Source organism: Rhodobacter sp. (assembly GCA_020637515.1).
GTDB lineage: Bacteria > Pseudomonadota > Alphaproteobacteria > Rhodobacterales > Rhodobacteraceae > Pararhodobacter.
In genome coordinates, this window is record JACKKG010000001.1 from 1,242,541 (window position 1) to 1,261,026 (window position 18,486).

Consider the following 18,486-nt stretch of genomic DNA (forward strand, 5'->3'; position numbering starts at 1 on the left):
GATCAGAAGTCGGTGGGGTCGGGCTCGCCCTCGGCCAGGCGGGCCAGGGCCTGGGTCAGGCATGTCAGGTCGTCGTCCGAAAGCTTGGCCGCGAAATGCGCCTGCAACGCGTCCGAGGCCGCGCGCACCTGCGCCAGGATCGCCTGTCCGGGCGCGGTCAGCGCAACCGCGGTCTGCCGTCCGTCGGTGCCGCCGGGGGCGCGGGCGATCAGCCCCTTGGCTTCCAGCCCCTTGAGCAGGCGCGACATGGCCGGCCGAGTGATGCCGACATAGGCCGCCAGGTCGGACGGCGTGGCGACGCCTTCGTCGCCGACCCCCGCCAGCACCGTAGCGCCCAGGCGGGTCAACCCCTTGGGCAGCGCGGCCTCGTGCCGGGCCTGCATCAGCCGCGCCAGACGCGAGACGCGGAACCCCAGACGATTGTGCAGACGATACCCGGACACGCGGACCCCCGACCCTGAAGCGGGAGAGTGGCGAAAATGATTACCAATGTCAATCAAATTGCGGCGCCGAGGCTCCCTGGGGCCGGCCCCGGGGTTCTAGCCGCGCAGGATACGGTTGATATGGCCCATCTTGCGGCCCGGCCGGGGCGCGCCCTTGCCGTAGAGGTGGATCTGCACGTCGGCCGTCCTGGCCAGATCGGGCACGCGGTCCACATCGTCGCCGATCAGGTTTTCCATCACCACATCGGCATAGCGTTCGCCATTGCCCAGCGGCCAGCCGGCGACGGCGCGGACGTGCTGTTCGAACTGGTCGATGGCGCAGCCCGCCTGCGTCCAGTGGCCCGAGTTGTGGACCCGGGGCGCGATTTCGTTCACCACCAGCCCCTGCGCGGTGACGAACAACTCCACCCCCATCACCCCGACATAATCGAGGGCGGTCAGGACGCGGCTGGCCAGCAGCACGGCGTCCACGCGCTGCGCGTTGGTCAGGCGCGCGGGCACCGTGGTGGTCCGCAGGATCCCGTCGCGATGCACGTTCTCGCCGGGATCGAAACAGGCGACTTCGCCGCCTGGGCCGCGCGCGGCGATCACGCTGACCTCGTGGGTGAAGGTCACGAACCCCTCCAGGATCGCCTCGGCGCCGCCCAGTTCGGCCATTGCGGCGGGGGCTTCGGCCGGGTCCACGATGCGCACCTGCCCCTTGCCGTCATAGCCCAGGCGGCGGGTTTTCAAGATCGCCGGCGCACCGATCGCGGCCAGCGCGGCGTCCAGCGCGGCGGCGTCGGGGATGTCGCGGTAGGGTGCGGTCGTCAGGCCCAGCCCCGTGAGGAAATCCTTTTCCGTCAGCCGGTCCTGCGATACCGCCAGCGCGCGCCGGTTCGGGCGCACCGGGCGCAGGCTTTCCAGCAGGTCCAGCGTGGCGGTGGGGATGTTCTCGAATTCGTAGGTGATGACATCGACCGAGGCCGCAAAGGCCCTGAGCGCCCCCTCGTCATCCCAGGGTGCGGTCGTCACCCGCTCGGCGACATGGCCCGCGGGCGGGTTCGCGCCCGGGTCGTAGATGTGGCTGCGCAGGCCCAGACGCGCGGCGGCGACGGACAGCATCCGCCCCAACTGGCCGCCGCCGAGAATGCCGATGCACGCGCCGGGTTGCAGGGGGTCACTCATCGCGGGGTTCCTCGGGGATCGAGGCGCTCAGCGCCTCGCGCCAGGCATCGACCCGCGCCGCCAGCGCCGGGTCGCTCATGGCCAGGATCTGCGCGGCCATCAGCCCGGCATTCGCGCCGCCGCCGATCGCCATGGTCGCCACCGGATAGCCCTTTGGCATCTGCACGATGGAATAGAGACTGTCCACGCCCGACAGCGCCCGCGTCTGGATCGGCACACCGATCACCGGCACGCGGGTTTTCGACGCCATCATGCCTGGCAGATGGGCCGCGCCACCGGCGCCGGCGATGATGACCTTCAGCCCGCGCGCGACGGCGGTCTTGCCATACTGCCACAGCCGGTCGGGCGTGCGGTGGGCGCTGACGATCCGAGCCTCGTATCCGATCCCCAGCTCGTCGAGGATCGCGGCCGCGTCGCGCATCGTCGGCCAGTCGGACTGGCTGCCCATGATGATTCCCACGTCCACGGTCATCGCGTCTCTCCGGCGTTATTCGGGCGTTTGCCTGCGCGCGCCCTAGCACTTTGCGGGCCGGATGCAAAGGCACTCGCGGCCTGGGGCGTTTGCGGATATGCGGGGGGCATGAGCGACCGCATGTATCTTGTCACCGCCCCGGGTCTGGAACCCGCCCTTGCCGACGAGGCCCGCGCCGCCGGGTTTCACGACGTGACCCCCGGTATCGGCGGGGTCGAGGTCGCGGGCGGCTGGCCCGAGGTCTGGCGCGCCAATCTGGTGCTGCGCGGCGCCGTGCGCGTGCTGGCGCGGGTGGCCGAGTTCCGCGCGATGCACCTGGCGCAACTGGACAAGCGCGCGCGCAAGGTGGACTGGGCGGCGATCCTGCGCCCCGATGTGCCCGTGCGGGTCGAGGCGACCTGCCGCAAGTCCAAGATCTACCACGACAAGGCCGCCGCGCAGCGTGTCGAACGCGCCATCACCGAGGGGATCGGTGCGCCGCTGGGCCCCGGCGGGATCGGCATCAAGCTGAGAATCGAGGACGACCTGTGCACAATCTCGGTCGATACGTCGGGCGAGTCGCTGCACAAGCGCGGGTTCAAGACCTTTACCGGCAAGGCGCCCCTGCGCGAGACGCTGGCCGCCCTGATCTTGCGGCAGATGGGCTTTGACGGCACGCAGGCCGTGGTCGATCCCATGTGCGGTTCGGGCACGCTGGTGATCGAGGCCGCCGAGATCGCCGCCGGGCTGCAACCGGGGCGCGGGCGGGCGTTCGCGTTCGAGCGGCTGGCGGGGTTCGATCCGGCCGCCTTTGCCGCGATGCGGGTCACGCCTTCGGTCCCGCCCGCGCTGCGCTTTTTTGGCGCGGACCGCGACCAGGGTGCGGTCGCCGGGGCCCGGGCCAACGCCGAACAGGCGGGGGTCGCCGAATGGTGCCGGTTCGATCGCGCGCCGGTCAGCGAGCTGACCGCGCCTGACGGGGTCGCGCCGGGCATCGTTCTGGCCAACCCGCCCTGGGGCGCGCGCATCGGCGAGCGCAAGTTGCTGTTCGCCCTCTATGGTGCTCTGGGCCAGCGCCTGGCTGACGGGTTCAAGGGGTGGCGCGTCGGGCTGATCGCGCCAGATGCCGGGCTGGTCAAGGCGACCGGTCTGGCGCTATCGGCGGCGGGGCCCACCATCGACATGGGCGGCACCCGCGTGACGCTGTGGCAGGGCACCGTCTGAGGGGGCCCGATTCGGGCGGGCGCTGGCGCTACTTGGCCGGCGCCTGCGGTGCGTCCGGTGTCAGCGCGCCGATCGACAGGCAATCGCCCAGAAAGGCATGCGCCGGCTCCGAGGCGCCGGCCAGCGGCAGCACCACCGCGCCCCGGCCGTTCACCGAATAGCGCAGATCGCCGCCCGCCATCAACGCCAACCAGAACGGATCGTCCAGGCCGACCGCGAAATTGACGCCCCAGATGCCTTCTTCCATACGCTGCACCCTGCCGTCGATGGCGCTGTCATAGCCGTTCGCGTGCAGGCTGACCGACACCTGCGCATCGTCCGGCAGGCCATCGACGGGCGCGCCAAGATTGACGTCGCCGTAGATCCAGTTCGCGCCGATCGAACAGGTGATGAAGGCGCGCATGTCGTCTGTCTCGGGCACGCCAAAGGCCAGGTTCAGGATCGTGTCCAGCGGATTCGCCGCGACCGACCGCGCATAGGTCCAGGCCATGCCCTCCTGCGCCTGCGCGGATTCTGCGGCGGCAACAAGGGACCCTGCGACGAGAACGGCGGGAACCAGTCGGGACATCGCAAACTCCTTGTGAAGGCACGATGCTGGCGCGGGCCGCATCACGCAATGATATCTGGGGTCAATTCGTCTTCGATCCGCGAAATGGTGTCTTTCAGCGCCAGCTTGCGCTTCTTCAGGCGTTTCATCGCCAGTTCGTCGCCGGTGCCGCGTTGGTGCATCGCCGCGATCGCCTCGTCGAGGTCACGATGCTCGCGCCGCAAAACCTCCAGCTTCACGCGAAGGACCTCTTCGTGGTTCAGCTCCATCGGTGCGTTCATCGGCGGCGACTCGGTTCTGATTTTTCACCAGTGTAGCGGGTTTTCCCTGCGCAGGCAAAGCCTTCGGGCCCCTTGCAGGGGCTGGTGGCGGCCCCCATATTCAGGGTCAAGCCGGTTTGCCGCCTGTGCGGGGGCCGGCGTGTGTGTCGCTGATGCAGGACCGGACCATGACCAAATTCGCCTTTCCTTCGCACCCGCTGCTGCTGGGGTTCGAGCCCCTCGAACGGCTGGTCGAACGCACGGCCCGCGCGGGTGCCGAGGGGTATCCCCCCTTCAACATCGAGCTGCGCGAACCGAACCTCTATGTCGTGACCCTGGCCGTGGCCGGCTTTGCTGCCGAGGACATCGCCATCACCCTTGAAGATCGCCAGTTGGTGGTGCGCGGCCAGCAGGCCGATCCGACGCCGGACCGCGTTTTCCTGCATCGCGGCATCGCCACGCGGCAGTTTCGCCGGGTCTTTGCCCTGGCCGAAGGGGTCGAGGTGACCGGCGCCCGGCTGGACAACGGCCTGCTGGAAATCATGCTGGAGCGGCGCGAACCGGAGACGGTCGTGCGCACAATTCCCATCAACCGTGGCTGACAGGAGGCGACGATGAAAACCCCGTATCCCGGTTTGCCCGAGGGCAAGATCGCCTATGTGCGCCGGATCGACCCCCAGACCCTGCCGGACGAGATCCGCAACCAGATCCCCGAGGACACGCAGGTCTGGGGCGTCCATGACGAGGCAGGCGAGTGCATCGCCCTGACCCAGGACCGGCGCACCGCCTTTTTCGTCGCGCGCGAAAACGACCTGACCCCGGTCAGCGCGCACTGAAAGGCGGGCGGGCCTAGCCGTCCAGCACCTTGCGCAGCCGGGCGAAACTGTCGCCCGGCGACGCCGCGCCCTGGCCGCCCAGATAGGCGTCCAGCCTGGGCCACAGCTTGATCGCGCGGTCCGTCAATGGGTCCGAGCCCTGCGCATAAAGCCCTGCCTGGACCATCATTTCCGCGCGCTCCCAGGCCCCGACGAGGCGCCGGACCTCGGCGATCTGGGCGTTCTCTGTCGGCGTCGCAGCGCCCGGCAGCGACCGCGAGACCGAACGCATCAGGTCGATCGCGGGGAACCGGCCGCGTTCCGCGATGGTCCGGTCCAGGACCACATGGCCGTCCAGCACGCCGCGCAGGATGTCGGCGACGGGTTCGTCCATGTCCGAGCCCGCGACCAGCACCGTAAACACCGCCGTGATGTCGCCCTGGTCGGCCTCGCCGGGGCCCGCGCGTTCGGCCAGGGCCATGATCTGATGCGCGGTCGAGGGCGGGAACCCGCGCAGCGACGGCGCCTCGCCCGCCGCCAGCGCGATCTCGCGGTGGGCCTCGGCAAAACGGGTGACCGAGTCGCACAGCAGCAGCACATGCTGGCCGAGATCGCGGAAATGCTCGGCCACGGCCATGGCGCTGTAGGCGGCGCGCCGGCGCGCCAGCGGCGATTCGTCCGAGGTCGCGCTGACCACCACCGACCGCGCCAGCCCCTCGGGGCCCAGCACGCTTTCGGTGAAATCGCGCAATTCGCGCCCCCGCTCGCCGACCAGCGCCAGAACCACGACGTCGGCCTCGATCCCGCGGGCAAGCTGGCCCAGCAGCATCGTCTTGCCCACGCCCGAGCCCGCGAACAGGCCGATGCGTTGGCCGCGCACGATCGGCAGAACGGTGTTGAACGCATCCAGACCGGTGGACAACCGCCCGCCCAGCCGCTTGCGCCGCGTGGGCGAGGGTGGGGGCATCCGCAACGCGCGGGGGCGCGCGCCCTGTGCCAGCGGGCGGCCGTCCAGTGGCGTGCCATAGGGGTCGATGACCCGGCCGATCCAGCTGATGTCGGGCGCGATGGTGTTGCGGCCCAGGTGTTCGACCCGGTCGCCGATGGCCAACCCCTCGACCGGCGATTCGGGCAAGACCTCGGCCCCGTCGCGGTTCAGCGCCAGGATCTCGCCCCCGATCGCGCGGCCGTGCGGGTCCGCGATCATCACCCGGTCCCCCAGGCGCGCGCGCTTGGACAGGCCCTGCGTCATCAGCGTGGCGGCGTGCAGGGTTGTGACCTGGCCGAAATGGCGGACCGGGCGGACCTCGGCCAGTTCGGCCATCAGGGTTTCAAACACGGTCATGGGGCCCTCCTGGCGCAACGGGCGTTCTGGTGACGCTCGATTACGGTTTCTAAACGAATCACCCTTAAAGCTTCGTGTAGGCCAGCCGAGGGAGAAGCCCCATGTTTCAGAGCCTGGACATACTGCGCATGGCGCAAGCCTATGCGACCCATGCCGCGACCCGCCAGCAGGCGATCGCGCAGAACGTGGCGAACGCCGATACGCCCGGTTACAGGGCGCGCGACGCCGTGCCCTTTTCCGACTATTGGCAGGCCGTGCAGCGCGGCGATCCGGATACGCAGGCGATGATCCGCGCCGATGCCACGCCGGTCACGATGGCGCCCGATGGCAACACCGTGTCGCTGGAGTTCGAGATGATGCGCGGGGTCGAGGCCCGGCAGCAGCACGAAACCGCGCTGGGCATCTATTCCATGACGCGCGACCTGATGCGCGCCGTGATCGGCCGATAAGGAGATCCCGCAATGAGCACCATGGACCGCACACTGGCGCTGTCGGCCTCGGGGATGCAGGCGCAGGCCATGCGTCTCAGGCATGTGTCCGAAAACATCGCCAACGCCGACACCCCCGGCTACCGCCGCAAGACCATCGCCTTCGAGCCCCTGTCATTGCCCGGCGACGGCATGGGCGAGGCCACCGGCGTGCGCGCGGGCCGCGTGAGCCTGGACCGCACCGACCTGACGCAGATCTACGACCCCGGCAACATTCTTGCCGACGAGACCGGCCATTACCTCGGTTCGAATGTCGATGTGATGGTCGAAATCGCAGACGCGCGCGAAGCGCAGCGTTCCTACGAGGCGAACCTCAGGATGTTCGATCAGGCGCGACAGATGTCGCAAAGCCTGATCGGACTTCTGCGCAGATAAGGAGAGACCAGAATGGACATCGCCGCATCGCTTGCCGCCCGTTCCTACGGCGCGGCCCGACCCCTCACATCCCCCGAACCCGACGTCGCCGGCGGCCCCGGCGCCAGCCTGAGCCAGGCCGCGCAAAGCTTTGCGCAGGTTCTCGACCGCGCCGACACGACCGCGCAGCAGGCAATGGCGGGCAACGCCGATCCCCATGCCCTGGTCGCCTCGCTGTCCGAGGCCCAGATGGCCGTCGAAACCGCCGTCGCGGTGCGCGACAAGGTGGTCGAGGCCTATCTCGAAATCCTCAGGATGCCGGTGTGATGACCGAGGCCGCGTTTTTCGACATCCTGCGCCAGGGCCTGTGGACCGCGGTGGTCATGTCGGCCCCGCTGCTGGGCGTTGCGCTGGTGGCGGGCGTGGTCGTCGGCCTGTTCCAGGCCCTGACCTCGGTGCAGGAGATGACCCTCACCTTTGTGCCCAAGATCCTGGCGATGTTGGCGGTCTTCTGGATCTCGATGAGCGCGATGACCGCGCTGTTGGTCGATTTCTTCCAGCGGCAGGTGATCCCCGCCATGATCGGAGGCTGACGCATGGACAACGCGGGCTACACGCAGATCACCCGGCAATCCGGTCTCCTGCGCGAATTGCAGGCGATCGCCAACAATATCGCCAACATCTCGACCTCGGGTTTCCGGCGCGAAGGGATCGTGTTCTCGGAATACGTCCGGCGCCTGGATCGGCAGGAGGACACGCTGTCGATGGCCGCCGCCAACGCGCATCAGACCTATCTGACGCAGGGCGGGCTGACGATGACCGGCGGCGCGCTGGATCTGGCGATCGAGGGCGAGGGTTTCTTCACCATCGAGACCCCGCAGGGCCAGGCCTATACGCGCGCCGGGCACTTCACCCCGAATGCCGCCGGCGAACTTGTGACGGTGGACGGCCTGCGGTTGCTCGATTCGGGGGGCGCGCCGGTCTTCGTGCCGGCCGATGCGGGCCCGGTCGCGGTGTCGCGCGATGGCACGATCTCGGCTGGCGGGCAGCCGCTTGCCCAACTGGGCCTTGTGGTGCCGGACGATCCGTCCGAACTGCGCCGCTCGACCGGCGTCCTGCACGAGATCAACGGCGAGACCCGGCCCGTGGCCGAGCCCGTCATCCTCCAGGGCTTTCTGGAGGATTCGAATGTCAACCCGATCACCGAGATGGCGCGCATGATCGAGGTCCAGCGCGCCTATGAGGCCGGGCAGAAATTCCTGGACCGCGAGGATGAGCGCATCCGCAACGTGGTCTCAACCCTCGGCCGATAGGAGAACCCCATGCGTGCCCTTCAGATTGCCGCCACCGGCATGAGCGCCCAGCAGATGCGGGTCGATACCGTGGCGAACAACCTCGCCAACATGTCCACCACCGGCTACAACGCCCGCCGCGCCGAATTCGCCGATCTGCACTATCAGCAGCACACCCGCGCCGGCACGATCAGCGCCGCCGATGGCACCATCGTGCCCACCGGCGTGCAACTGGGGCTGGGCGCGCGCCCGGCCTCGGTCGCGATGATGGTGCAGCAAGGCGTCGTCACGGCGACCGGCGGCGATCTCGATGTCGCGATCGAGGGGCGCGGCTGGCTGGAGGTGACGTTGCCGGACGGTCGCGCGGCCTATACCCGGGACGGCGGGCTGAAACGCAACGGCGAGGGGCTGATCGTCACCTCGGATGGCTACGAAGTCGCGCCCGGCCTGACGATTCCCGTCGATGCGACGCAGATATCGATCAACGCGCAAGGCGAGGTCTGGGCCTATTTCGCCGACCGCGTCACGCCGGAACGGCTGGGGCAACTGACGCTGGCCGGCTTCACCAACGAACGCGGCCTCGAGGCGCTGGGATCCAACCTGTTCGTCGAGACCGAGGCCTCGGGCCCGGCGCTGGCCTCGGTGCCCGGACAGGACGGTCTGGGCACGCTGCGCCAGGGCTATCTCGAGGAAAGCTCGGTCGATCCGGTGCGCGAACTGACCGAAATGATCAAGGCCCAGCGCGGCTATGAACTGAACGCCAAGGTCATCACCGCCGCCGACCAGATGCTGGCGGCCACCACGCAGGTGCGGTGATGCGCGTCCTGATCCTTCTGCTGGTCCTCGCCGCCCCGGCGCAGGCTGATGTGCTGCTGGCGGGCCGCACGTTGCGCGCCGGCACGTTGGTCGAACCGGCCGATGTGGTGATCGCCAGCGATTCCGCCCCACCGGGCGCCGCCACCACCCCCGACGAAGCGATCGGTCTCGAGGCCCGCGTCACGCTCTACGCCGGCCGGCCGATCCCGCTGGCCAGCCTGGGTCCGCCGGCCGTGGTGGAACGCAACCAGCTGGTCACGCTGATCTTCCGGCGCGGGGGCCTGGATATCCGCGCGGATGGCCGTGCGCTGGGCCGCGGGGCCGAGGGCGACGCGATCCGCATCATGAACCTGGGCTCGCGCAGCACGGTGTCCGGCACGGTGACCGGTCCCGGGCTGGTGAGCGTGCCATGAAAGGGCAATCCATGCGCCGCCTGCTTCTGATCCTTCCGCTCGCCGCCTGTTCGGACCTTGCCGAGGTCGGGCGCCCGCCCGCGTTCTCGCCGCTGGACCCGCAGCTCGAACACCACGCGCTTTACAACGTCCCGCTGCCCGAGGTGACCGAGCGCGCGCGCGCCGTGGACACGGCTTCGTTGTGGACGGCCAGCCAGCGGTCGCTGTTCGGCGACAGGCGCGCCAGCCAGCCGGGCGACATCCTGACCGTGGTGATCGAGATCAACGATTCCGCGCAGATTTCGAACTCCAGCCAGCGCGGGCGCAGCGGGTCGCAAAGCATGGGCGTGCCCCAGTTCCTGGGCATTCCCCAGGCGATCGACGCGCAGCTACCGACCGGCGCCAGCATGGCGAACGCGGTATCGGTCGATTCCGCCACCAACTTTCAGGGCCAGGGCAGCGTCAGCCGGAACGAACAGCTGACCCTGCGTGTCGCCACAACGATCATCGAGCGCCTGCCCAACGGTGTGCTCAGGATCGAGGGCAGCCAGGAGGTGCGGGTGAACAACGAACTGCGCGAGTTGATCGTCACGGGCTACATCCGCCCCGAAGACATCTCGCGGCGCAACGAGATCGCCTATGACCGGATCGCCGGCGCGCGCATCAGCTATGGCGGGCGCGGCCAGATCTCGCAGATGCAGCAACCCGCCTATGGCCAACAGATCGCCGACATCATCCTGCCGTTCTGAGGGGAAAGCCGATGAAAAAGCTCCTGCCCATCCTGTTGCTTCTGGTCGGTCTCGGCGCCGGGGGGGGTGTCGGATGGGTCCTGAGACCCGCGACGGATCACACCCCCGCGGCCGCCGCCCACGGCGAGACCGAAGGACACGCCGCCCAGGCCGAGAGCACCGGGCATGACGCGCCTGTCTATCAGCCCGCGCCCGCCGACACCGAGACCGTCCGCCTGCCCAACCAGTTCGTGGTGCCGGTGATCGTGGACGGGCGCGTGACCTCGATGGTGGTGATCGGCCTGGCGCTGGACCTGGCCCCGGGGCATGATTTCAACCTGTCACGGGACGAACCGCGGCTGAGGGCGGTGTTCTTGCAACTGCTGTTCGATCACGCGAACATCGGCGGCTTCAACGGCCTCTTCACCTCGGGCGAGGCGTTGCTGGCGCTGCGCCGCACCCTGATCGAGGCCGCCCGGCGCGAGATCGGCCCCGCGGTGCACGACGTGCTCATCACCGAATTGCTCAGACAGGAGAGTTGACCCACGGGCCCCGGGGCGGCGCCCCGGACCGGCACATAGGCGACCCGAGCGCGACAGACGCCCTGCACGGAAACGGACCGGCGCCGGACGCAAGCGGGCGTTCAGCCCCGTTCAGCCCCTTGGAAAAGGGCCGCGAACGGCCCCTTTCTGGTGACGGACGCGGCGGCCGATCCGCGCTTTGCCGATCCTCGCCGTGCCGACCCTCGCCCCGCGCGGCGTCAGCCCTGAAGGGTCCGCACCCCGTAGCCCTCGCGCCGGGCCAGCATCGCTGCGGTGGCGGCGATGGCGCCGGCGGCGGTGGTGAAATAGGGGATCTTGTCCATCAGCGCGACACGCCGGATGTCGCGGCTGTCCTCGACCGCCTGCGCGCCTTCGGTGGTGTTGAAAACCAGCGCGATATCGTCGTTCTTCAACCGGTCCACGATGTTCGGCCGGCCTTCGTAGACCTTGGCGACCAGGGTCGTCGCGATGCCCTCGGCGTCCAGCCATTTCGCGGTGCCGCCGGTTGCGACGATCTCGAATCCCAGCCCGGCGAGATCGCGCATCGCACCCGCCAGGGCCACCGTCTTGTCGGCGTCACGCACCGAGACGAACACCCGCCCGTCCTCGGGCAGATGCGTGCCGGCACCCATCTGCGCCTTCAGAAAGGCCAGCGCAAAGGTGCGGTCCCAGCCCATCACCTCGCCGGTCGAGCGCATTTCCGGCCCCAGCAACGTGTCCACGCCCGGGAAGCGTGCAAAGGGCAGCACCGCTTCCTTGACGCTGAACCAGGGGGTGATCGGATCGGCCAGCGTGTTCGGGTCGGCCAGCGGCATCGGGCTGTCGGGGCCCACGCCGGCGGGGTAGGGCGCGCGCAGCGGGAAGGCCGACATCGGTTCGCCAGCCATCAGCCGCGCGGCGATCGAGGCGATGGCGCTGTCGGTCGCCTTGGCGACGAAGGGCACCGTGCGCGAGGCGCGCGGGTTCACCTCGAGCACATAGATCACGCCGTCCTTGATCGCGAATTGCACGTTCATGAGGCCGATGACACCCAGCGCCCGCGCCATCTGTTCGGCCTGCCGCTTCATTTCGTCCACCAGGTCCGCACCCAGCGAATGCGGCGGCAGGCAGCAGGCCGAATCGCCCGAATGGACGCCCGCTTCCTCGATGTGTTCCATGATGCCGGCGACATGCACGGTCTTGCCATCCGACAGCGCGTCCACATCGACCTCGATCGCGCCGGACAGATAGCTGTCCAGCAGCACCGGGTTCTTGCCCGAAACATCCACGGCGGTGGTGATATAGCGTTTCAACTGATCCATGTCGCGCACGATTTCCATCGCCCGGCCGCCCAGCACATAGCTGGGGCGGATGACCAGCGGGAAGCCGATGCGCTCGGCTATGGCGATCGCCTGTTCGTCGGACGAGGCGATGCCGTTGATCGGCTGTTTCAGACCCAGGTCGTTCAGCAGCTTCTGGAACCGCTCGCGGTCCTCGGCCAGGTCGATGGCATCGGGCGAGGTGCCGAGGATCGGGATCCCCTCGTCGTGCAGCGCGTTGGCCAGCTTCAGCGGGGTCTGGCCGCCGAATTGCACGATCACCCCGTGCAGCGTGCCGTTCGACTGTTCGACGCGCAGGATTTCCAGCACATGCTCCAGCGTGAGCGGCTCGAAATACAGCCGGTCCGAGGTGTCGTAGTCTGTCGAAACCGTTTCAGGGTTGCAGTTGACCATGATCGTCTCATAGCCGGCGTCGGTCAGCGCATAGCAGGCGTGACAGCAGCAATAGTCGAACTCGATCCCCTGACCGATCCGGTTCGGACCGCCGCCCAGGATCACCACCTTCTTGCGGGTCGATGGGCGCGCCTCGCATTCGACCTCGCCCATCGCGGGCATTTCATAGGTCGAATACATATAGGGCGTCTGGGCTTCGAATTCGGCGGCGCAGGTGTCGATGCGCTTGAACACGGCGGTCACGTTCGCGGCCAGGCGCGCGCGGCGCACCTCGGTCTCCGACTTGCCGGACAACGCGGCCAGCCGGGCGTCGGTGAAGCCCATCATTTTCAACGCGCGGATGCCGTCGGTGTCGGTGGGCAGGCCGTTGGCGCGCACCGTGTCCTCGGTCTCGACGATTTCGCGGATACGGGCCAGGAACCAGGGGTCGAAGGCGGTGATTGCCAGGATCTCGTCATCGGTGAACCCGTGCCGCATGGCCTGGGCGATCACCCGCAGCCGGTCGGGCGTGGCCTTGGACAGTGCGGCCGAGATGGCGGCCCGGTCCGGCGCGCCGGGGATTGCGATCTCGTCAAAGCCCGCCAGCCCGGTCTCCAGCGAGGCCAGCGCCTTTTGCAGCGATTCGTGGATTGTGCGGCCGATGGCCATCGCCTCGCCCACGGATTTCATCGCCGTGGTCAGGTCGGGTTTCGAACCGGGGAATTTCTCGAACGCAAAGCGCGGGATCTTGGTCACGACATAGTCGATGGTCGGTTCGAAGCTGGCCGGCGTCACCTTGGTGATGTCGTTGTCCAGCTCGTCCAGCGTGTAGCCCACCGCCAGTTTCGCCGCGATCTTGGCGATGGGGAAGCCGGTGGCCTTGGACGCCAGCGCCGAGGATCGCGACACGCGGGGGTTCATCTCGATCACGACCATGCGGCCGTCTTTCGGGTTGATCGCCCATTGCACGTTCGACCCGCCGGTTTCCACGCCGATCTCGCGCAGCACGGCGATCGAGCCGTTGCGCATGATCTGGTATTCCTTGTCCGTCAGCGTCAGCGCCGGGGCGACGGTGATCGAATCGCCCGTGTGCACGCCCATCGGATCGACGTTTTCGATGGAACAGACGATGATCGCGTTGTCCGCCTTGTCGCGGACGACCTCCATCTCGTATTCTTTCCATCCCAGCAGGCTTTCGTCGATCAGCACCTGCGCCACCGGCGAGGCATCGAGGCCCGAGCGCACGATGGCTTCGTAATCGTCGCGGTTGTACGCCACGCCGCCGCCCGTGCCGCCCAGGGTAAAGGCAGGGCGGATGATCGCCGGCAGGCCGATATGGTCGAGGTCCACCATCGCCTGACGCACGCCCGCCGAAACATCGTATCTTCCGTTCGGCAGCTTGGGCGCCGCCACGATGGTCGCCTTGGGGTTTTCCAGCCCGATTCGGTCCATCGCCTCGCGGAACAGCTTGCGGTCCTCGGCCATTTCGATGGCCTCGCGGTTCGCGCCGATCAGTTGCACGCCGAACTTGTCCAGCACGCCCAGGTCCGCCAGGGCCAGCGCGGTGTTCAGGCCGGTCTGCCCGCCCATCGTCGGCAACAGCGCGTCGGGGCGTTCCTTTTCGATGATCTTGGCGACGACTTCGGGGGTGATCGGCTCGATATAGGTGGCATCCGCAAGTTGCGGGTCGGTCATGATCGTGGCCGGGTTCGAGTTGACCAGGATGACCCGATAGCCTTCCTCGCGCAGCGCCTTGCAGGCCTGGGCGCCCGAGTAGTCGAACTCGCACGCCTGACCGATGACGATGGGCCCCGCGCCGATGATCATGATGGACGAGATATCGGTTCTCTTCGGCATGTCGGACCCCGTGCGTGCGTGGGCGCGCCGGTCCCTTTTGTGGGCAGCGCGCAAATTGAGCCGGGTTATAGCCCGCGCCCCAACCGGCGCAACCCCCGAAACAACATTCGGGGATGTGTCCCGCGCCGGGGTCCGGTCAAGGGTTGGTGCGCCGAGGAACCGACCCGCAGATGCCGAGGGCTTGCTGGCGGCCGCAGTCGATGCGGTAGCGGGTGTCCAGATCGTCCTGATCGACGGTTTCGTATCGCCCGCCGGCGCTGCCGCTGCACCCGTCATCGCCGGTGATGCCGTAGCGCACCCGCACGTGGACCACGTCGAAGCGGCGGGTCGGGCAGCAGGCCTCGCGGCGGATGCGGTCCACCAGGCTGTTCGGGCCATGCGGCAGATTCGGCGAGATTCCGACCCAGCGGGTCCAGTTCATGCGCCCGCTCCCGCCCATGCCGGTCTGGCAAGCGGCGGGGATTGCGTGGTTGCCGCGCCCCACCCACAGCGCGCCGATGCAGGCCCTGAGGGTCTGGTGCGCGCGCAGACGGCACTGGTTCGGTTGCGTGCGGCGACAGGTGCCGCTGGCGTCCATTTCGATCAATCGCTGGAGGTTCGCGGTGATCTCGGGCCCCATCACCATGATCGAGGCGCGGCAACCGCGGGTGATGTCGGCGCGCGCCGGCGAGCCGAGGGCAAGGGCAAAAAGCCCCAGCAGCAGCAGCGGGAAACGGGTCATGATCTCCATCCTCGGTTGTGCCCGGACGGGGCTCCAAGGGCCCCAGCATAGCAGGAAATGCCCCCAGAACCCAGCCGCACGGGCCGGGTCGGCCGGTTCAGGCCCGCTCCAGCCCGCGCTTGAGATCCCAATCGGTGACGGCGCGGTCGGCTTCGGCGATTTCCCAGCGCGCCGCGTGGACGTAGTGATCGACCACGTCATCGCCCAGCGCGCCGCGCAACCAGTCCGACGCGTCGGCAATTCCGGCCGCCTCGCGCAGGGTGGCGGGAATCTCGGGGACGCCTTGCGCGGCATAGGCGTCGCCGGTCTGCGCGGGGCCCAGCGGCAGGCGCCGCTCGATCCCGTCCAGCCCCGCCGCCAGCAGGGCGGCCAAGGCGGTATAGGGGTTCAGGTCCGCGCCTCCGATCCGGCATTCCACCCGCACCGCGCCGGTTCCGGCCCCGCAGACCCGGAACCCTGCGGTGCGGTTGTCCACCGACCACACCGCCTTTGTCGGCGCAAAGAGCCCGGGGCAGAACCGTTTGTAGCTGTTGACATAGGGCGCCAGGAACAGGGTGATGTCCGCTGCATGGGCCAGTTGCCCGGCCAGAAAATGCCGCATCACGCCGGACATGCCCAGCGGCGCGTCGGGGTCGCGAAACGCGGGCCGCCCGTCCAGCGTCCACAGCGATTGATGGACATGCGCCGAAGACCCTGCCCGGTCGGTCGCATATTTCGCCATGAAAGTTACCGATTGGCCCTGCGCATGGGCGATTTCCTTGGCGGCGGTCTTGGTGATCGCATGGTGATCGGCGCAGGTCAGGGCCTCGGCATAGCGGATGTTGATCTCGGCCTGGCCGGCCTCGGCCTCGCCCTTGGTGTTCTCGACCGGGATCCCCGCCCCATAGAGCCCGTTTCGCAGCGCGCGCATCAGCGGCTCTTCCTTGGTCGTCTGGAAGATGTGGTAATCCTCGTTGTAGCCCGAGATCGGCACCAGCCCGGTGGGGCCCCGGTCGCGCAGCGCGGCATACGGGGTCTCGAACACGAAGAATTCAAGCTCGGTCGCCATCATCGGCTGGAACCCCAGCGCCCTCGCCCGCGCGATCTGACGCTTCAGGATTGCGCGGGGGGATTGCGCGATGTCGGCGTGCGTGGCGGGGTCCATGAGATCGGCCAGCACCAGCGCCGTGCCGGGCAGCCAGGGCAGCGGGCGCAGCGTGGCCAGATCGGGTTTCACCAGATAGTCGCCATACCCCTTGTCCCAACCGGCGGCGGCATAGCCTGGCACCGGGGTCATCTCCATGTCCACGGTGAGCAGATAGTCGCAGCAATGGGTTTCCTGCCAGCCATGGTCCAGGAAATGGGCTGCGTGGAACCGTTTGCCCATCAATCGGCCCTGCATGTCCACGGCAGCGACCACGACGGTGTCGATCGCGCCCGTGTCAAAGGCCGCCTGCAATCCCTCGAGTGTCAACATCGACCGCGCCCTTTCCTTTGTGCCCGAACTTTCCCCCGGGGGTGCCCAGGGGGTTTCCCAAGGGGGTGGACCACCCCCTTGGGGCAGGGGGTGCGGGGGGCGGCAGCCCCCCGCCGGCCCCGTCAACCCGGCCCCGTCAACCCGGCCCCGTCAACCCGGCCCCGTCAACCCGGCCCCGTCAACCCGTCATCCGGCGAGGGCGCGCGCCAGAACCGGCGCCAGCCGATCCGCCATCGCCTCCTGCGCGGCCGGGGTCGCGATCAGGTCGTTGCGCACCTCGATCATCGTGTTGGCCAGCCGCATCGGCACGGCGTGCAGGCGAATGGTGTGGGTGACCTCGCCCGCCGCCGCGTAGGGTTCGTTCAGCCGCGTGTCCAACCCGCAGCCCCGCGCGGCGTCCATCACCGCCAGGCTCAGGCGCGGGTCCTCGTCGGGAATCACGCCGAATTCGACGCTGCGACGCGCGCCGAAATAGACCGGCGTGAACGAATGCACCGCGATCAGCGCGGGCCGGCGGCCCAGCGCGACCAGTTGCGCGATCTCGGCGTGCAGCGTGGCGTGAAAGGGCAGGCAGACCGCCTGGGTCCGTGCCAGGCGCTGTGCCGCTGTCAGGTCGCGGTTGCCGGGAATGTCGTAGACCTCCGAGCGGGCGGGCATCGCGCCCGGATGATCGGGCGCGCGGTTCAGGTCATACACCAGGCGCGAGAGCGGCGCATGCACCAGCACGGCGCCCTGCGTCGCGGGGGCCAGACGCCGTGCCAACCCGCGCGCCAGCCCCAGCGCGCCGATATCCCAGGCCGCGTGCGAAACCCGCGTGGCCGCGTCGATACCCAGATCGCCGCCCAGGTCGGGCCGGTCGATCGCAAGCGCGTTCGAACCATGCTCGCAGATCAGGACCAGTCCGGCCGGGCGGTCGTCGCGCCCGGCACCGCCGTCCGCCCCCCAGGCTTCGACATGGGCGGGAAATCGGTCGGCGGCGAGGCGTGCGGTATCCATGGCCGGAAGGGTGAGCGCCGGTTGCAGGCCTGTCAAGCACCAATACCCGTTAAGGCATTGTTCCAAATTGCACAAATTCCCCAAAAAGCGCCATCAGCACGGCCGCGAGCGCCAGCGAGGCGCCAAACGGCACACGGCCCAGCCGGTGCAGGGGGCGCGACCGGCGCCAGGCGCGCAGGCCGGCCAGCGCCAGCGCGCTCAGGGCTGCCAGCAGCACCGTCATCGGCAGTCGCTCGGGGCCCAGGCCCAGGCCCAGAACGCCCGCCAGCAGAACGTCGCCCATCCCCATGCCGTCGCGTCCCGTGCGCCAGCGATAGAGTCTGCGCACCAGCCAGAAGGCCCCGCCCCCGCAGGCGGCGCCGGCCAGGGCCCAGCCCAGACGTTCGGGCCAGGCCGGCCAGCCGCTGCCGTCGCCCGCCAGGGCCAGGGCCAGGGCCAGCGCCGCGGCCACCAGCAGCAGCGCGTCCGGCAGACGAAAGCGCCTGAGATCGGCCACCGCCAGCGCCAGCAGCGCCCAGCACCAGCCTGCCAGCAGCAGCGCGCGCAGCGGGTCGGGGGCCATCAGGCCCGCCGCGGCCCCCATCGCCGCGCCGACCAGTTCCGCCTGCCACAGCGCCGGCGGGATGCGCGCGCCGCAGTGCCGGCAGCGGCCGCGCAACAGCGGATAGCCGATCAGCGGGACCAGGTCGCGCGCGCCCAGCACGGTGCCGCACGACCGGCAGCGCGAGCGGTCCCACAGCACCGCCTCGCCGCGCAGCAACCGTTCAGCGGCCAGCGCGGCGAAAGATCCCGCCGCCGCGCCCGCCAGCGTCATCAGCACCACCAGGCTCAGCACCCGCGCCCCCCGGCCCGAGGTTGTGCGGCGGCGGGCTTGGCGGTAGTCTGGACGCGGGGCAAAACG

General features: G+C 69.0%; 23 protein-coding genes. 12 read left to right on the forward strand and 11 right to left on the reverse strand.

From position 1 onward, the window contains the following. Window positions 1-2 precede the first annotated feature (2 nt). From H6900_05990 to purE, 3 genes are all read right to left on the reverse strand, one after another. The gene (locus tag H6900_05990) at window positions 3-443 is read right to left on the reverse strand and encodes a MarR family transcriptional regulator (protein ID MCC0072824.1); all 441 of its coding nucleotides are present in this window, start codon (window positions 441-443) and stop codon (window positions 3-5) included. A gap of 96 nt (window positions 444-539) precedes the next feature. Continuing rightward, window positions 540-1,610 carry a 5-(carboxyamino)imidazole ribonucleotide synthase gene (locus H6900_05995; GenBank protein MCC0072825.1) on the reverse strand — a complete coding sequence of 357 codons (1,071 nt, stop codon included), beginning with the start codon at window positions 1,608-1,610 and terminating at the stop codon, window positions 540-542. Further along, a complete protein-coding gene (gene purE, locus H6900_06000) occupies window positions 1,603-2,082 on the reverse strand; it encodes a 5-(carboxyamino)imidazole ribonucleotide mutase (protein ID MCC0072826.1) in 480 nt (159 codons plus the stop codon). Before purE ends, H6900_05995 begins: the two co-directional genes overlap by 8 nt. Before the next feature lie 108 nt (window positions 2,083-2,190). Here purE and H6900_06005 point away from each other — a divergent pair, with 108 nt between their 5' ends. Continuing rightward, the gene (locus tag H6900_06005) at window positions 2,191-3,285 is read left to right on the forward strand and encodes a class I SAM-dependent RNA methyltransferase (protein ID MCC0072827.1); all 1,095 of its coding nucleotides are present in this window, start codon (window positions 2,191-2,193) and stop codon (window positions 3,283-3,285) included. 28 nt (window positions 3,286-3,313) lie between these two features. Here the strand turns inward: H6900_06005 and H6900_06010 are convergent, their stop codons facing one another. Together H6900_06010 and H6900_06015 are read right to left on the reverse strand one after the other, a co-directional pair. Then, window positions 3,314-3,853 (reverse strand): hypothetical protein, encoded by a 540-nt coding sequence (locus H6900_06010; protein MCC0072828.1) that lies wholly within the window; start codon window positions 3,851-3,853, stop codon window positions 3,314-3,316. A 41-nt stretch (window positions 3,854-3,894) separates the two neighbouring features. Further along, window positions 3,895-4,113: a DUF465 domain-containing protein gene (locus H6900_06015; GenBank protein ID MCC0072829.1), complete on the reverse strand. Its 219-nt coding sequence runs from the start codon at window positions 4,111-4,113 to the stop codon at window positions 3,895-3,897. Between the two features lie 167 nt (window positions 4,114-4,280). Between H6900_06015 and H6900_06020 the strand changes: the two genes are divergently transcribed. Both H6900_06020 and H6900_06025 read left to right on the forward strand, forming a co-directional pair. Beyond that, window positions 4,281-4,694 (forward strand): Hsp20 family protein, encoded by a 414-nt coding sequence (locus H6900_06020; protein MCC0072830.1) that lies wholly within the window; start codon window positions 4,281-4,283, stop codon window positions 4,692-4,694. Window positions 4,695-4,706: 12 nt separating this feature from the next. Then, complete coding sequence (locus tag H6900_06025) at window positions 4,707-4,928, forward strand: DUF1150 family protein (protein MCC0072831.1); 222 nt, start codon at window positions 4,707-4,709, stop codon at window positions 4,926-4,928. Between the two features lie 13 nt (window positions 4,929-4,941). Here H6900_06025 and H6900_06030 read toward each other — a convergent pair whose 3' ends face one another. Further along, on the reverse strand, window positions 4,942-6,252 hold the full coding sequence (locus H6900_06030) for a FliI/YscN family ATPase (protein ID MCC0072832.1): 1,311 nt from the start codon (window positions 6,250-6,252) through the stop codon (window positions 4,942-4,944). A 101-nt stretch (window positions 6,253-6,353) separates the two neighbouring features. Between H6900_06030 and H6900_06035 the strand changes: the two genes are divergently transcribed. The 9 genes from H6900_06035 to H6900_06075 are packed head-to-tail and all read left to right on the forward strand — an operon-like array spanning window position 6,354 to window position 10,864. Further along, on the forward strand, window positions 6,354-6,701 hold the full coding sequence (locus tag H6900_06035; GenBank protein ID MCC0072833.1) for a flagellar biosynthesis protein FlgB: 348 nt from the start codon (window positions 6,354-6,356) through the stop codon (window positions 6,699-6,701). 12 nt (window positions 6,702-6,713) lie between these two features. Then, window positions 6,714-7,115, forward strand: coding sequence for a flagellar basal body rod protein FlgC (gene flgC, locus H6900_06040; GenBank protein MCC0072834.1), 402 nt, complete (start codon window positions 6,714-6,716; stop codon window positions 7,113-7,115). A gap of 12 nt (window positions 7,116-7,127) precedes the next feature. Next, a complete protein-coding gene (gene fliE, locus H6900_06045; protein ID MCC0072835.1) occupies window positions 7,128-7,421 on the forward strand; it encodes a flagellar hook-basal body complex protein FliE in 294 nt (97 codons plus the stop codon). Next, window positions 7,421-7,687 (forward strand): flagellar biosynthetic protein FliQ, encoded by a 267-nt coding sequence (locus H6900_06050; GenBank protein MCC0072836.1) that lies wholly within the window; start codon window positions 7,421-7,423, stop codon window positions 7,685-7,687. The genes fliE and H6900_06050 overlap by 1 nt, the downstream gene beginning before the upstream one ends. Window positions 7,688-7,690: 3 nt before the next feature. Beyond that, window positions 7,691-8,407, forward strand: coding sequence for a flagellar hook-basal body complex protein (locus H6900_06055; protein MCC0072837.1), 717 nt, complete (start codon window positions 7,691-7,693; stop codon window positions 8,405-8,407). A 9-nt stretch (window positions 8,408-8,416) separates the two neighbouring features. After that, window positions 8,417-9,202 carry a flagellar basal-body rod protein FlgG gene (gene flgG, locus H6900_06060; GenBank protein MCC0072838.1) on the forward strand — a complete coding sequence of 262 codons (786 nt, stop codon included), beginning with the start codon at window positions 8,417-8,419 and terminating at the stop codon, window positions 9,200-9,202. Beyond that, on the forward strand, window positions 9,202-9,615 hold the full coding sequence (gene flgA / locus H6900_06065) for a flagellar basal body P-ring formation protein FlgA (protein MCC0072839.1): 414 nt from the start codon (window positions 9,202-9,204) through the stop codon (window positions 9,613-9,615). Before flgG ends, flgA begins: the two co-directional genes overlap by 1 nt. Before the next feature lie 11 nt (window positions 9,616-9,626). Beyond that, window positions 9,627-10,343, forward strand: a complete 717-nt coding sequence (locus tag H6900_06070; protein MCC0072840.1) for a flagellar basal body L-ring protein FlgH — start codon at window positions 9,627-9,629, stop codon at window positions 10,341-10,343. A gap of 11 nt (window positions 10,344-10,354) precedes the next feature. Next, on the forward strand, window positions 10,355-10,864 hold the full coding sequence (locus H6900_06075) for a flagellar basal body-associated FliL family protein (protein MCC0072841.1): 510 nt from the start codon (window positions 10,355-10,357) through the stop codon (window positions 10,862-10,864). Between the two features lie 218 nt (window positions 10,865-11,082). Here H6900_06075 and carB read toward each other — a convergent pair whose 3' ends face one another. The 5 genes from carB to H6900_06100 all read right to left on the reverse strand — a co-directional run bounded on the left by carB (window position 11,083) and on the right by H6900_06100 (window position 18,420). Beyond that, window positions 11,083-14,412: a carbamoyl-phosphate synthase large subunit gene (carB, locus tag H6900_06080; GenBank protein ID MCC0072842.1), complete on the reverse strand. Its 3,330-nt coding sequence runs from the start codon at window positions 14,410-14,412 to the stop codon at window positions 11,083-11,085. Between the two features lie 136 nt (window positions 14,413-14,548). Further along, the gene (locus H6900_06085) at window positions 14,549-15,133 is read right to left on the reverse strand and encodes a hypothetical protein (protein ID MCC0072843.1); all 585 of its coding nucleotides are present in this window, start codon (window positions 15,131-15,133) and stop codon (window positions 14,549-14,551) included. Window positions 15,134-15,230: 97 nt separating this feature from the next. Next, window positions 15,231-16,589: a glutamine synthetase gene (locus H6900_06090; protein ID MCC0072844.1), complete on the reverse strand. Its 1,359-nt coding sequence runs from the start codon at window positions 16,587-16,589 to the stop codon at window positions 15,231-15,233. 186 nt (window positions 16,590-16,775) lie between these two features. Continuing rightward, window positions 16,776-17,585 (reverse strand): N-formylglutamate amidohydrolase, encoded by an 810-nt coding sequence (locus tag H6900_06095; protein ID MCC0072845.1) that lies wholly within the window; start codon window positions 17,583-17,585, stop codon window positions 16,776-16,778. A 49-nt stretch (window positions 17,586-17,634) separates the two neighbouring features. Beyond that, a complete protein-coding gene (locus H6900_06100) occupies window positions 17,635-18,420 on the reverse strand; it encodes a prepilin peptidase (protein MCC0072846.1) in 786 nt (261 codons plus the stop codon). Between the last annotated feature and the right edge of the window lie 66 nt (window positions 18,421-18,486).

Coding starts and splice junctions, on each gene's coding strand:
- H6900_06055 (MCC0072837.1), top strand. CDS start 7,691: ATGGACAACGCGGGCTACACGCAGATCACCCGGCAATCCGGTCTCCTG.
- H6900_06085 (MCC0072843.1), bottom strand. CDS start 15,133: ATGACCCGTTTCCCGCTGCTGCTGCTGGGGCTTTTTGCCCTTGCCCTC.
- flgC (MCC0072834.1), top strand. CDS start 6,714: ATGAGCACCATGGACCGCACACTGGCGCTGTCGGCCTCGGGGATGCAG.
- H6900_06015 (MCC0072829.1), bottom strand. CDS start 4,113: ATGAACGCACCGATGGAGCTGAACCACGAAGAGGTCCTTCGCGTGAAG.
- H6900_06070 (MCC0072840.1), top strand. CDS start 9,627: ATGCGCCGCCTGCTTCTGATCCTTCCGCTCGCCGCCTGTTCGGACCTT.
- H6900_06090 (MCC0072844.1), bottom strand. CDS start 16,589: ATGTTGACACTCGAGGGATTGCAGGCGGCCTTTGACACGGGCGCGATC.
- H6900_05995 (MCC0072825.1), bottom strand. CDS start 1,610: ATGAGTGACCCCCTGCAACCCGGCGCGTGCATCGGCATTCTCGGCGGC.
- H6900_06030 (MCC0072832.1), bottom strand. CDS start 6,252: ATGACCGTGTTTGAAACCCTGATGGCCGAACTGGCCGAGGTCCGCCCG.
- flgA (MCC0072839.1), top strand. CDS start 9,202: ATGCGCGTCCTGATCCTTCTGCTGGTCCTCGCCGCCCCGGCGCAGGCT.
- H6900_06095 (MCC0072845.1), bottom strand. CDS start 17,585: ATGGATACCGCACGCCTCGCCGCCGACCGATTTCCCGCCCATGTCGAA.
- H6900_06050 (MCC0072836.1), top strand. CDS start 7,421: ATGACCGAGGCCGCGTTTTTCGACATCCTGCGCCAGGGCCTGTGGACC.
- H6900_06005 (MCC0072827.1), top strand. CDS start 2,191: ATGAGCGACCGCATGTATCTTGTCACCGCCCCGGGTCTGGAACCCGCC.
- H6900_06075 (MCC0072841.1), top strand. CDS start 10,355: ATGAAAAAGCTCCTGCCCATCCTGTTGCTTCTGGTCGGTCTCGGCGCC.
- H6900_06035 (MCC0072833.1), top strand. CDS start 6,354: ATGTTTCAGAGCCTGGACATACTGCGCATGGCGCAAGCCTATGCGACC.
- H6900_06020 (MCC0072830.1), top strand. CDS start 4,281: ATGACCAAATTCGCCTTTCCTTCGCACCCGCTGCTGCTGGGGTTCGAG.
- flgG (MCC0072838.1), top strand. CDS start 8,417: ATGCGTGCCCTTCAGATTGCCGCCACCGGCATGAGCGCCCAGCAGATG.
- H6900_06010 (MCC0072828.1), bottom strand. CDS start 3,853: ATGTCCCGACTGGTTCCCGCCGTTCTCGTCGCAGGGTCCCTTGTTGCC.
- carB (MCC0072842.1), bottom strand. CDS start 14,412: ATGCCGAAGAGAACCGATATCTCGTCCATCATGATCATCGGCGCGGGG.
- purE (MCC0072826.1), bottom strand. CDS start 2,082: ATGACCGTGGACGTGGGAATCATCATGGGCAGCCAGTCCGACTGGCCG.
- fliE (MCC0072835.1), top strand. CDS start 7,128: ATGGACATCGCCGCATCGCTTGCCGCCCGTTCCTACGGCGCGGCCCGA.
- H6900_06025 (MCC0072831.1), top strand. CDS start 4,707: ATGAAAACCCCGTATCCCGGTTTGCCCGAGGGCAAGATCGCCTATGTG.